Here is a 13,262-nt window from a genome sequence, read left to right as displayed (position 1 = left end):
GAGTGAGCCGATGTCAGCCCTTGCTGCACTTGAAAAGACCGCTCTTTCCGCCCTTCATGATCCGCGCCTCTTCCGCGAATACGCCTATGCGGACGGGCGCTGGATCGCTGCTCCCGACGGAGCGGAGATCGACGTGACAAACCCGGCTGACGGAACGCGCGTCGGCGCGGTACCCGCGCTGAGCGCCGCACAGGTGGACGAGACCATTTCCGCCGCCCACCGCGCCTTTCGCGAATGGTCCATGCTTCTGCCGCAGGAGCGCTCGCAGATCCTGCTCCGCTGGCACGGCCTGATCGTCAATGCGCGCGAAGACCTCGCCCGGCTGATGGTCATCGAACAGGGCAAGCCGCTTTCGGAAGCGTGCGGCGAGATCGACTATGCCGCCTCCTTCGTGGAATTCTATGCCGAGGAAGCAAAACGGCTGAATATCGAAAGCGTGACCTCGCACCTGCCCGACGCGCAGATGCGGATCTCGCGTGAACCGGCAGGCGTAGCGGGACTTGTCACGCCGTGGAATTTTCCCTCCGCCATGCTCACGCGCAAGGCCGCGGCCGCGCTTGCCGCCGGCTGCACAGTCGTGGCCCACCCTTCTTCGGAAACGCCCTTCTCCGCACTCGCGCTGGCGGAGCTTGCCGAGCGCGCCGGTTTCCCCGCCGGCGTCCTTAACGTGCTGACGGGCAAGGCAGCCGAGGTGGTCGGCGCCATGACCGCTTCGCTTCACGTCCGCGTGCTCTCCTTCACGGGCTCGACCGAGATCGGCCGGCTGCTCTATGGCCAGTGCGCGCCGACGGTGAAAAAGCTGGTCATGGAGCTCGGCGGGCATGCGCCCTTCATCGCCTTCGCCGACTGCGACTTTGAGCGCGCGGTGGAAAGCGCAGTTTCGGCGAAGTTCGCCACATCGGGCCAGGACTGCCTCGCGGCAAACCGCTTCTATATCGAGCAGCCGATCTACGACGCCTTTGTGGAGGCCTTTGCCGAAAAGGTGCGCGCGCTTTCGATCGGACCGGGTCTCGAAGACCCCGACATCGGCCCGCTCATCAATGCGCGCGCCGTCGCGAAACAGGAGGCGCATGTGGCCGATGCGCTGAAGAGGGGTGCGCGGCTCCTTACCGGCGGCAAGCGCTCGAACATCGGGCCCAATTTCTTCCTGCCCACGGTTCTCGCCGACGTGCCTCCGGATGCGCTGATTTTCCGCGAGGAGACGTTCGGGCCGATCGCGGCTTTCACGCCCTTCGACAGTGAGGACGACGTGCTGCAGCAGGCCAACGACACCGAGACCGGGCTGGTCGCCTATCTGCACACGCAAAGCCCGGCGCGCATTGCCCGTTTCACTCGTTTGCTGGAGTTCGGCATGGTGGCCGTCAACCGCACCAAGATCACCGGTGCCCCCATCCCCTTCGGCGGCACGAAGCAGGCGGGGCTTGGCCGCGAGGGATCGCGAATGGGCATGGAGGAATTCACCAATGTCAAATATGTGTGCGCCGATACCCGTTGAAAATCTGGGCTGAAGATAGTCTCGAATGTTCGACAACCCGTTCACCGATGAGGAACTCGGCCGGAGGCTGGAAGCCGTCCGGCAGGTGATGAGCGCGCGCGGGCTGGACATGATCCTCCTGTCCACGCCGGAAAACATTTTCTATCTCACCGGCCTCGACCACTGGGGCTACTTCGCGCCCCACCTGCTGATCGTGCCGGGCGACGGCGACATGCTGCTCATCACGCGCCAGATGGAGCGCGTCTCCATCCAGAAGCAGGTGCGCAACGCCCTTTTCCGCGGCCATGAGGACAACGAGACGGCGGCCGATCTCGCCGTGCGCGTCCTGAAAGACTCCTTCGCCGCCAAGGACCGCTCTCGCGCCCTTCTGAAGGAGGTGGTGGCCGAAATCGGGGAGCACACCGAAGGCGCCGTGCGCATCGGCGTGGAAACCTGGTCGTCCGGCCATTCCTACGGTTTCGGCCACGCGTTGCGCGAAAGCCTCTCGAACGTCCACTGGGTGGACGTGACCGGGCTTGTGGACGATCTGCGGCTCGTGAAATCCCCCGCCGAGCAGCAGCTCATGCGCAAGGCGGCGATCGTGTCCGACGCAGCGGCCGCGGCCGCCATCAAGGCCATCCGCGACGGCGCGGCGGAACGTGACGTGGTGGCGGAATGCCATGCCGCCATGATCCGCGCGGGTGGCGATGCCCCCGGTTTTGGCCCGTTCATCCGCCCGGGCGAGCGGCTCGGCGAGGAGCATGCCACCTGGGGAAACGGCACCTACCGGGCCGGCGAGCCGGTGTTCATCGAGCTTTCGGGCTGCGTGAGCCGCTATCATGCGCCCTTGGGGCGGCTCATCCATGTCGGCTCGATCCGCGACGAGGATGCGCGCATGGCCGAAGTCGCCACCAATGCCTTCCGCGCCGTGCTTGGCGCCTTGAAGCGCGGCGCGCGCGCCCGGGACGTCTATGCCGCCTGGCAGGGCGTCGTGGATGAGGCGGGGCTTTCTCATTACCGCCGCCATCATTGCGGCTACTGTGTCGGCATCGGCTTCCCGCCCTCATGGACGGGCGGCAACCGCGTCACGGGCCTTCGGCACGATTCCGACATGGAAATCCGCGAGGGCATGAGCTTCCACATCCTGTCCTGGCTCATGGGCACCGGCAAGGGCGACTACTTCGTCTCCAACGCGGTTCTGCTCGGCCCTAACGGCCCGGAAGTGCTGACGAAGACGCCGCTCGGCCCCACAATCAAATAGGAGACTGCCATGTTTTTGAAGAACGACCAGCTTGACCAGTGGGACCGGGAATACTTCTTCCACCCCTCGACCCACCTCGCCCAGCATGCGCGCGGGGAAAGCCCCAATCGCATCGTGACCGGCGGCTCGGGCGTCTACATTGAGGACCGCAACGGGCGGCGGCTGCTCGACGCCTTTGCCGGGCTCTACTGCGTCAATGTCGGCTACGGCCGCACCGAGATTGCCGAGGCCATCGCCGCGCAGGCGAAGGAGCTCGCCTATTACCACGCCTATGTCGGCCACGGCACCGAGGCGTCCATCACGCTCGCAAAGATGATCCTGGAGCGCGCGCCGAAAAACATGTCGAAGGTCTATTTCGGCCTCGGCGGCTCTGACGCCAACGAAACCAACATCAAGCTCGTCTGGTACTACAACAACATCCTGGGCCGCCCCGAAAAGAAGAAGATCATCTCGCGCTGGCGCGGCTATCACGGCTCGGGCCTGATGACCGGGTCGCTCACCGGCCTCGCCACGTTCCACAACAAGTTCGACCTGCCGCTGGCGCCGATCCTGCACACCGAAGCGCCCTATTATTACCGCCGGCCCGATTCAGCCATGAGCGAGGAGGATCTCACCGCCTATCTCGCCGCAGAGCTGGAGGCGCTGATCGAGCGCGAGGGCGCCGACACCATCGCTGCCTTCATCGGCGAGCCGGTACTGGGAACCGGCGGCATCGTGCCGCCGCCGGCAGGCTACTGGGATGCCATCCAGAAGGTGCTGAAAAAGCACGACATCCTTCTGATCGCTGACGAGGTCGTGACCGGCTTCGGCCGGCTGGGTTCCATGTTCGGTTCGGACCATTACGGGATCGAGCCGGACATCATCACCATCGCCAAGGGGCTGACGTCAGCCTACGCGCCGCTTTCGGGATCGATCGTCTCGAAGAAGGTCTGGGAGGTGCTGGAGCGCGGCACGGACGAGAACGGCCCCATCGGCCATGGCTGGACCTATTCGGCGCATCCCATCGGGGCGGCGGCGGGCGTTGCCAATCTGAAGCTGGTTGACAGTCTGGGGCTCGTCAAGAACGCCGCCGAGACGGGACGCCACTTCCTGAACGCTATGAAGGAAGCCGTCGGCGGCCACCGGCATGTCGGCGAGGTGCGCGGCGAAGGCCTGCTGTGCGCCTTGGAATTCGTGGAGGACAAGGAAAGCCGCCGCGCCTTCGACGCGGGCAAGAAAATCGGGCCGCAGATCGCTGCCGCCCTGCTCGAAGAAGGCGTGATCGGTCGCGCGATGCCGCAGGGCGACATATTGGGCTTTGCTCCGCCGCTCTGCCTCACACGTGAAGAAGCCGACCGCATCGTGGATGCGACGGTAAAGGCGGTTCAAAAGGTGTTCGGCGCCTGAGGGCTGCCGGCCGCCCTACCCCGCCATAACCGTGCTGCCGCTCAGAAGCCGCTGGGCGGCGGCGCGCGCCTCGTCGGTGATCGTCGCGCCCGCAAGCATCCTTGCGATCTCCTCCTGACGGGCCGCGGCATCCATCACCGTCACGCCGGTGGTGACCCGGTCATGGCCGCTCTTGGCAATAAGGTAATGGGTATGCGCGCGCGCGGCCACCTGAGGCGCGTGGGTGACCGCCAGAACCTGGATATGCTCCGCGAGCCGCGCCAGCCGATGGCCAATGGCATCGGCCACCGCGCCGCCCACACCCGTGTCAATTTCGTCAAAGACAAGCGTGGGTGCCGAGCCCCGGTCGGCAAGCGCCACCTTGAGCGCCAGCAGAAAGCGGGAAAGCTCGCCGCCTGAAGCCACCTTCATCATCGGCCCGGGCCGCGTGCCCGGATTGGTCTGGACCCAGAACTCCACCCGGTCGATCCCGTCTTCGGACCGGTCCGCCGACTCGCTGTCCACATTCACGATGAACTGGGCGCGCTCCAACTTCAGCGCCGGAAGTTCGGCCATCACCGCGCTCACCAGCGCCTCGGCGGCATGGCGCCGCTCTTCGGACAAGAGGCTGGCCGCCCTGTCATAGGCCGCGCGGAGCGCCGCAGCCTCCTTTTCCAAAGCGGCCAATCTTTCCTCGCCCGCATCGAGATCGGCAAGGTCGGCATCCATCCTGTCGCGCAGCGCGGCAAGATCATCGACGGCGACATTGTGCTTGCGTGCCGCCGCACGCAGCGCAAACAGCCGCTCCTCGGTCTGTTCCAGGCGCTCAGGGTCGAATTCGCTCGCGCGCATCGCCGCCTCCACGGCGCTCTGGGCTGCATCGAGGGAAATCAGTGCCTCATCGAGCGAAGTCACGATCTCGTCCAGAAGGCCCGGCGCCTCCTGCGCCTTGCGCTGCAACCGCCGCAGAAGGCTCGCAAGCTGCGGCACGGGCGACGCATGACCGGAAAGAACTTCCTGCGCGTCGGCGATGTCCGCGGCGATCTTCTCGGCGCGCATCATCCCGGCGCGCTCCTCGGCAAGGGCCGTTTCCTCGCCCGGCTGCGGATCGAGCTTTGTGAGCTCCTCCACGGAAGCGCGCAGGAAATCCGCCTCCCGTGCAGCCGCCTCCACCTTTGCCCTGTGGCGGGAAAGCGCCAGCTCCGCGTCGCGCCAGGCGCGCCACGCCTGCCGCACCCCGGCCACCCGTTCGTTGAGCCCGCCAAAGGCATCGAGCAGGCTCCGGTGCGTGGCAACGTCCACCAGCGCCCGCTCGTCATGCTGCCCATGGATTTCCACCAGCGCACGGCCGACCTCGCGCATCAGGGCGACACTGGCCGGCTGGTCGTTGATGAACACGCGGGTTCGCCCGTCGGCCGCCTGTATGCGGCGCAGGATGATGTCGCCGTCGTCATCCAGCGCGTTTTCGCGCAGAATCCGCCGTGCGGGATGCACGGCGGGAACATCGAAAACGGCTGTAACCTGCCCCTGAGCAGCGCCGTGGCGAACCAGAGCCGCATCGCCCCTGGCGCCCAGCGCCAGCGACAGCGCGTCGAGCAGGATGGACTTGCCCGCACCGGTCTCACCCGTCAGCACGGAAAGCCCGGCGGAAAAGTCGATGTCGAGCCGTTCGATCAGGACGATATCGCGGATCGAAAGGTGCGACAGCATGGGTGCCTAGCTGCCAGCCCCTGTAATTAGGCTCGCGGCCTTGGAAATCCATGAGCCCCGGTCCTCGCGCGGTTCAAGCCCGCCCGACTGCAGAAGCGCATAGGAATCCTTGTACCACTGGCTATCGGGATAGTTGTGCCCCAGCACGGCGGCCGCCGTCTGCGCCTCCGATGCGATTCCCATGGCATAATAGGCCTCAACGAGGCGCGCCAGAGCTTCCTCCACATGCCGGGTATCGGAGTAATTCTCCACCACGCCGCGGAAGCGCCGAATCGCCGCGATATATTCACGCCGCTCCAGATAATAGCGCCCGATCTGCATCTCCTTGCCGGCAAGCTGATCGCGGGCAAAGAGTATCTTGGCTTCCGCGTCGGCCACATATTCCGAATCCGGCCATCGGTCCACCAGCTGCTGCATAGCCTCGATGGTGAGCCGGGCGTCCCTCTGGTCCTGCGTGACGTTCTTGATCTGCCTGAAGTGGCTGAGCCCGATCAGATACTGAGCATAGGCGGCGTCCTCGCTCGTAGGATAGAGCGTCAGGTAGCGCTGGCCAGCGCTGATCGCCTCGGTGTATTCGCCGCGCCGGTAATGGGCGAACGTCTTCATCAGCAGCGCCTTGCGAGCAAACTCCGTATAGGGATGCTGCCGATCGACGGCCTCGAACTTCGCCACTGCTTCCTTCATGCGGCCCGCGTTCAGGTTGGCCAACCCCTGATTGTAGAGAACGTCGGCCGGCTCCGGATCCTCCACCGTCAACGCGGACAGGTCCATGTCCTTCTCCGCATTGCAGCCGGCAAGCAGCAGGGAAACGGCCACAGCCGTAAGCGCCAATAACAGGGGCCGTGCCCGGCGAGGATTGCTGGCAACGCTGGAAAAAGGCATTTCGCGAAAGCTTCCCCTGGCAAGACGAAACGAAGATGCGCAGGCAGTCATAATCTATAAACCGAACGCGCGGCAACGCTATCCGGGCTTATTAGCGCAATTTTGTGGCAAACAGGAGGACAGCCGATGCGCCGCCCTCAGATCACCCAAGGGGCATGAACCGCCGAACTGACGGCAACCATCTCCGCCGCACGGCCGGGACCGCGCCGGGTCGTCTCGACAACCTCGAAGGCCGAACGGTCGGAAAGCAGATGGCGCAGGGCGGCGGCGTTGACCCTGTGGCCGCCGCGATACGAGCGGAAGCAGCCGATGAAGCGGGCACCTGCCAAGGCCAGATCGCCCACGGCGTCGAGCATCTTGTGACGCACGAACTCGTTTTCGAAACGTAAACCGCCCGCATTGATGACCCGGTGATCGTCACCAATGACCACGGAATTCTCGAGCGACGAGCCAAGCGCATAGCCGGCCGCCCACAGCCGCTCCACATCCCGGATGAAGCCGAATGTGCGGGCAGGCCCGATCTCCCGCGCAAAGCTTTCGGGGGTCACGTCAACAGCGAGGAACTGGTGGCCGATCGCAGGGCTGTCGAAATCGATCTCGATCTCAAACCGCGTGCCGTCATAGGGGCGGAACTCGGCCCAGGAACTGCCGATGTCGATGCGCACGGGCTTGACGATCCGGATATAGCGGCGCTTCTCGGAAAGCTGCCGGATGCCCGCATTCCTGAACGCCTCCACGAAAGCGTTGGCGCTGCCGTCCATGATTGGGACTTCCGGCCCGTCGATTTCGATCGCCACATTGTCGATGCCCATCGCCATGAGCGCGGCCATGAGATGCTCGACGGTCGCCACATGATCGCCCGCGGGATTCCCAAGGCCGGTGCACAGGTCTGTGGCGCCGACTTCGGTCGCCAGAGCGCGGATCGCCTTGCCGGACGCTTGTTCATCCACCCGCCGGAACACGATGCCCGTATCGGGCTCGGCGGGCATGAAATGAATGGAAACTGCAGCACCCGTGTGCACACCCACGCCTTCAAGCGAACAGCGCGACCTCAGCGTCGACTGATATTCGAACAATTTAACCCCCGACAAGCCCGCCCGCTCGGCATGTGTCATCTGTTTCATTCGGACGGCTCTGGATACCGGCGCGGGATAATCCCGCCATAACTCCCCCCGAACTCCAGCGAAGATAGTGATCCAGCCGCCCCTCGCCAAATCACGCTTTTTTACCTCTCATTACGCGATAAACGATTTCAGCTCCAAACATTAATGCCTTGTTTTAACGCGTTTTTTCGGAATGACAAACGGGTGCCGCAGCACCCGTTTATTAACAAGTCGTTACAAAGCGTTACGGTTAGTTCGCCTGCCGCCTCAGGAAGGCGGGTATCTCCAGTTGGTCGTCTTCCTGCATCTGCCGCGGGGGCTGTACCACCCGTCCATGCTCGTCGAGCTGGCCGCGGCGCGGCGCGTAGAGCTGCCCGTCGCTTTCCAGACGGCGCGGTTCAGCCTGGCGCAGGCGCGGTTCCGGCGGCTGTGAATGGCTTTCCTCGTCACGGCGCGAAAGGCCATGCGTAAGCCGCTTCAGAAGCCCCATCGGCCCACGGTCCTCCTGCTCGGCGCTGGACTTCCCGGCTACCCCGGCCTGAATCTCCGCCTGAACGATCGGCGGAAAATCCTCCACCTTCGGCATGCGCGGCGCAGGCGCAGGAGCAGGCTCAACAGGCGCCTGCTGAACCGGCTGTTGCGGCTGCTGGAACTGAGGCTGCGGCTGCTGCTGGAACTGAGGCTGCGGCTGCTGCTGGAGCTGAGGCTGCGGCTGCTGCTGGAGCTGCGGCTGAGGCTGAGGACGCAGCCCCCCGCCGACGGCAACCTGCCTCGGCTGGGGATCCGGCACCGGCCGGAAGAGCTTGCTCTGCGGCTGGAATGCGGCGGGCTGCCCGGCATCATGCTCGGCGGCGCGAATGGCGTCGGCAACCGCGTCCTGCTCGACCGCGCGCGCAGCCCCGGCCGAGGTTTCCGGCGCAGCCGGCGCCTGCACACGCGCTTCAGCGGCGGGCCGCTGCTGCTGGGCAGGCCGCAGCGGCTGCCGGATCGCCGTCGGCGGCGCGGAGATTTCCGATGCCGACTTGTCGATGCCGGTCGCAACCACGGAAACGCGGATGACGCCCTCGAGCTCCTCGTCGAAGGTCGCGCCAAGGATAATGTTGGCCTCCGGATCGACCTCTTCGCGGATGCGGGTCGCAGCCTCGTCCACCTCGAACAGCGTCAGGTCCCGTCCGCCGGTGATTGAAATGAGCAGGCCCTTGGCCCCCTTCATCGAGGTCTCGTCGAGCAGCGGATTGGCGATCGCGGCTTCCGCGGCGGCCAGCGCCCGGCCCTCACCCGAAGCCTCGCCCGTGCCCATCATGGCCTTGCCCATCTCGCGCATGACCGAGCGCACGTCGGCGAAGTCGAGGTTGATCAGCCCCTCCTTCACCATCAGGTCCGTGATGCAGGCCACGCCCGAATAGAGCACCTGGTCGGCCATGGCGAAGGCGTCGGCGAAGGTGGTTTTTTCGTTGGCGATGCGGAAGAGGTTCTGGTTCGGAATGACGATCAGCGTATCGACGCACTTCTGCAGTTCCTCGATACCGGCATCGGCCACTCTCATCCGCCGCTGGCCTTCGAAGTGGAACGGCTTGGTGACCACCCCCACCGTCAGGATGCCCTTCTCGCGCGCCGCCCGGGCCACGACCGGCGCCGCACCCGTGCCCGTGCCGCCGCCCATGCCGGCGGTGACGAAGCACATATGCGTGTTAGACAGGTGGTCCATGATCTCATCGATACATTCCTCGGCCGCCGCCTGCCCCACCTCAGGCTGCGAACCCGCACCAAGGCCCTCCGTGACGTTGGCTCCGAGCTGGATCAGCCGCTCGGCCTTCGACATGGTGAGCGCCTGGGCGTCGGTGTTCGCCACGACGAACTCCACACCGCGCAGACCTGCGGTGATCATATTGTTGACGGCGTTGCCCCCGCCGCCGCCGACGCCGAACACCGTGATCCTCGGCTTCAGCTCGGTAATATCCGGCTTCTGTAGATTGATGGTCATGGTCCTCGTCCTTTCGCCTTTCCGCCGCCGCGCGGCCTGGGGCCATCCCCCGGTCAAAAACTGTCTCTCAGCCACTGGCCGACACGCTGGAATCTTCCGCCTGTCCCCGTGACACGTGTGAAAATGCCGCCCTTGGCTGCCCGGCTTTCGAATGCCGCCACCTGCGGATAGATCAGCAGGCCGACAGGCGCAGCGAATGCCGGCCCCTTGGCGGCTTCGGGCAATCCGGCCACGCCCAGCGGCCGGCCGAGCCGCACATTGCGGCCAAGCAGCCGCCGCGCGGCCTCGGGCAGCCCCGCAAGCTGGCTTGCGCCCCCCGTCAGCACGACCCGGCGCCCCACGAGGCTGCCATAGCCCGAGCGGTTGAGCCGGTCGCGCACCAGCTCGAGAATCTCCTCGATTCGCGCACGCACGATACGCGTCATCACCGCCCGCGGCACCTGTAAAGGCTGCTCGCCTTCCTCGCCCATGGGCTGGATCGTGACCACATCGCGCTCGTCGGCGCTCGTGGCCGGCAGGGCCGAGCCGTGCATCACCTTGAGCCGCTCCGCATCTTCCAGCCGCGTGGACAATCCCCGCGCCAGGTCCATGGTCACGTGACGGCCGCCGATCGGCAGCGCGTCCGCATGCACAAATTTGCCGTCCACGAAGACGGACATGGTGGTCGTGCCGCCGCCCATATCGATGCAGGCCGCCCCCATCTCGGCCTCGTCGTCGACGAGAGCGGCAAGCCCGCTGGCATAGGGGGTCGCCACCATGCGCTCGACCGACAGATGCGCGCGGTTGATGGTGAGCTCCAGATTTCTCAGCGGCACGGCGTCCGCCGTCACCACGTGCATGTCCACGCCAAGCGTGTCGCCCACCATGCCCCGCGGGTCGCGGATACCCCGCTCCAGATCGAGCGAAAAGCCGACGGCAAGGGAATGGACCACCTCGCGCTCGGCCTTCAGCGCCTGGCGCGCGCCGGCCAGCAGCACGCGGTTGACGTCCGCCTTGGTCGCCTCGTGCCCGCCGAGGTTGATGGTGGCGGAAGCGGTCTCGCTCTTCAGCCTGCCGGCCGAAACGTTGACGATCAGCGAGTCGACGGTCAGCCCCGCCATCCGCTCTGCGGCATCCACCGCCAGGCGGATTGCCTGCTCGGCCGCGTCGAGATCGACGATGACGCCCGACTTCACGCCCTGGGACTTCTGATGGCCGATACCGATGACCTTGATGCGGTGGGTGCGATGCGCAAGCGCCCGGCTGTTCTCATTGGGCAGAAGGCGCGCGATGATGCAGCACACCTTGCTCGACCCGACGTCGAGGACGGTCATGATGCCCGAACGCTGGGCGACGCTGCGGCTTCCGAGGAACCAGCTCATATCCTGGCGCCCCTCCTGCGTTCGGCCTTCATCTCTTTGAGCATTTCCTCTCGCGCCTTCATGGCGTCCGGGCCGAGCGCCACCGCCATCCGGTCGGGAATGCGCAGGTCGATGGACGTGACGTCGCGCGAGAAAAGCTGGTACTCGGCATCGAGCCGGGAGGCTTCGGCCAGCGCTGCCTCCACATCCGTCTCGGGCAGCTTGATCGTCAGGCCATTGTCCAGCCTCAAATCCCAGCGCCTATCGGCCACGCGAATATAGGCCTTCACGCGCCCGCGCAGCCCCCGCACCTGCTGAACCTGGGCGACGAGTTTTGGTCCCTTCTCGTTGGCACCCATGCCGATCACCAGAGGCAGGGTGGCAAGCCGCCCGCCGGAGAAGGGCGCAATTACCTCGCCGTTTTCCTCGATCACCGCCAACTGGCTGCCCTGCTGCCAAAGCGCGAAGGGCTTCTTTTCCACGATCGTGACGGCGAGCGTGGCGGGATAGACCTTCTGCACGGCCACGCTCTCCACCCAGGGAAGCTCGGCAATGCGCTCGCGCGCCGAGCGCACGTCGAAGCCCACCATGGAGGTCCAGCCATCGAGGCCGATCTGCTGCAGGATGTCGATTTCCGACGTGTGGTTGTTGCCGGCGATCTCCACATGGTTGATCGCAAAGCCGACCCGCGACGTTACGGCCGTAAGCACAGCTTCGCTGTGGCCGCCTTCCACCACACCGTAAACGGCGGTCAGCGCAAAAAGCGCAGCCGTCGCCATGGTCGCAGCGAAACGCGGCGGTCTTATCTCATCGAACCGGACACGCCCCAGCATGCGCGCAGGTTTGCGAAGCCAGCGCGGCAGCACGACACCGCCATCGGCGGAGCCCCTGCCCCTATCCGACCTCAGCGCGAACAAGACGCGTCCTCCACCATCCAACTCAACAGCTCCCCAAACCGAATACCGGCCGCGGCGGCGATATCGGGCACAAGCGACGTCGGGGTCATGCCGGGCTGCGTGTTGATCTCCAGCCAGACGAGTCCCTCCTCGCCCGGAAGCCGCTCGTCATAGCGAAAGTCCGAGCGGGTGACCCCCCGGCAGCCGATCGCTCGGTGCGCCGTAAGGCTCAGTGTCTCTGTTTTTTGGTAAATATTCGGTGAAATTTGCGCCGGACATACGTGTTTTGATCCGCCCGGCACGTATTTCGAATCGTAGTCGTAGAAGGCGTGCCCAACGGGCACAATCTCGCATACACCCAGCACTCGGTCGCCCATGACGGCGCAGGTGAGTTCCCGCCCACCGATGTAGCGCTCCACCATGACGCGGTCGCCGTAGCGCCATTCCTCCGAGCGCAGGATCTGCGGCGGATGCGACTGCCCCTCCCGGACGATGATGACCCCAAAGCTGGAGCCTTCCGCCACGGGCTTGATCACATAGGGCGGCTCCATGGGATGCTCGTCGCCGATGTCGAAGCGGCTCATCACCAGCGAAGGCGCCACCGGCACGCCGGCCGCGACCGCCACTGTTTTGGCGAGCTCCTTGTTCATGGCAAGCGCGGAAGCGAGCACGCCGGAATGGGTATAGGGAATACCCAGATATTCGAGCACGCCCTGGATGGCACCATCCTCTCCGAAGGGGCCGTGCAGCGCATTGAAAGCAACGTCGGGCCTTAGCTCCGCCAGAACCTGCGCGATGTCGCGGCCCACATCCACCCGCGTGACGCGATAGCCTTCCGCCTCCAGGGCATCGGCGCAGGCATTGCCGGACGAGAGCGATACCGGCCGCTCGGACGAGAATCCGCCCATCAGCACGGCTACATGTTTGTCCTTCATTGACCGGTGCCCTTTTCCGGCATCTGGCGCGGTGCCCTCACCATCGATCACTACTGCAGGGGAACTCAGGCGCCACAGCGGCGCCGACTCAAATCAGGAAACGCTTTCAGCTAAAGAATCAGAGAGTGGATTCACTGGCAAGACCTTGAGATTCTGTGGAATTCATTTTTTCATAAAATTCGCGAAAAGTGATCGGATAAGCCCGCGTCTCCCGCTGGCGCAGGCTGTCATGAACCACCATCGAACAGGGGGGTAACGCCGTCTTCAGCGGCCTCGCGGCCAAATCCTCCGCTGCTCCGGATCGTTTCTGCT

General features: G+C 65.1%; 10 protein-coding genes. 3 read left to right on the top strand and 7 right to left on the bottom strand.

Annotated features, from left to right (window positions below; all coding sequences use genetic code 11):
- Positions 1 to 10 precede the first annotated feature (10 nt).
- From NYR54_RS09955 to NYR54_RS09945, 3 genes are read left to right on the top strand one after another with little or no spacing between them, the layout of a single operon-like run.
- On the top strand, positions 11 to 1,495 hold the full coding sequence (locus NYR54_RS09955; protein ID WP_261515489.1) for an NAD-dependent succinate-semialdehyde dehydrogenase: 1,485 nt from the start codon (positions 11 to 13) through the stop codon (positions 1,493 to 1,495).
- A gap of 25 nt (positions 1,496 to 1,520) precedes the next feature.
- Positions 1,521 to 2,735, top strand: a complete 1,215-nt coding sequence (locus NYR54_RS09950) for a M24 family metallopeptidase (protein WP_261515488.1) — start codon at positions 1,521 to 1,523, stop codon at positions 2,733 to 2,735.
- 9 nt (positions 2,736 to 2,744) lie between these two features.
- Positions 2,745 to 4,121, top strand: a complete 1,377-nt coding sequence (locus NYR54_RS09945; RefSeq protein ID WP_261515487.1) for an aspartate aminotransferase family protein — start codon at positions 2,745 to 2,747, stop codon at positions 4,119 to 4,121.
- A gap of 15 nt (positions 4,122 to 4,136) precedes the next feature.
- Here NYR54_RS09945 and recN read toward each other — a convergent pair whose 3' ends face one another.
- The 7 genes from recN to NYR54_RS09910 form a co-directional block, all read right to left on the bottom strand.
- Complete coding sequence (gene recN, locus NYR54_RS09940) at positions 4,137 to 5,810, bottom strand: DNA repair protein RecN (RefSeq protein WP_261515486.1); 1,674 nt, start codon at positions 5,808 to 5,810, stop codon at positions 4,137 to 4,139.
- A 6-nt stretch (positions 5,811 to 5,816) separates the two neighbouring features.
- Positions 5,817 to 6,692, bottom strand: coding sequence for an outer membrane protein assembly factor BamD (locus NYR54_RS09935; RefSeq protein WP_261515485.1), 876 nt, complete (start codon positions 6,690 to 6,692; stop codon positions 5,817 to 5,819).
- 137 nt (positions 6,693 to 6,829) lie between these two features.
- Complete coding sequence (lpxC, locus tag NYR54_RS09930; RefSeq protein ID WP_261515631.1) at positions 6,830 to 7,807, bottom strand: UDP-3-O-acyl-N-acetylglucosamine deacetylase; 978 nt, start codon at positions 7,805 to 7,807, stop codon at positions 6,830 to 6,832.
- A gap of 238 nt (positions 7,808 to 8,045) precedes the next feature.
- Positions 8,046 to 9,779 (bottom strand): cell division protein FtsZ, encoded by a 1,734-nt coding sequence (gene ftsZ, locus NYR54_RS09925; protein WP_261515484.1) that lies wholly within the window; start codon positions 9,777 to 9,779, stop codon positions 8,046 to 8,048.
- Between the two features lie 53 nt (positions 9,780 to 9,832).
- A complete protein-coding gene (gene ftsA, locus NYR54_RS09920) occupies positions 9,833 to 11,140 on the bottom strand; it encodes a cell division protein FtsA (RefSeq protein WP_261515483.1) in 1,308 nt (435 codons plus the stop codon).
- A complete protein-coding gene (locus NYR54_RS09915; protein ID WP_261515482.1) occupies positions 11,137 to 12,036 on the bottom strand; it encodes a cell division protein FtsQ/DivIB in 900 nt (299 codons plus the stop codon). Before NYR54_RS09915 ends, ftsA begins: the two co-directional genes overlap by 4 nt.
- Entirely contained in the window at positions 12,024 to 12,950 is a 927-nt protein-coding gene (locus tag NYR54_RS09910; RefSeq protein WP_261515481.1) for a D-alanine--D-alanine ligase, read from the bottom strand. Before NYR54_RS09910 ends, NYR54_RS09915 begins: the two co-directional genes overlap by 13 nt.
- Positions 12,951 to 13,262: the final 312 nt, after the last annotated feature.

Source organism: Chelativorans petroleitrophicus, from assembly GCF_025398195.1.
Classification (GTDB): domain Bacteria; phylum Pseudomonadota; class Alphaproteobacteria; order Rhizobiales; family Rhizobiaceae; genus Chelativorans; species Chelativorans petroleitrophicus.
Note: the sequence above shows the minus strand (reverse complement) of the source record. Positions and strands in the feature narration are given on the sequence as shown.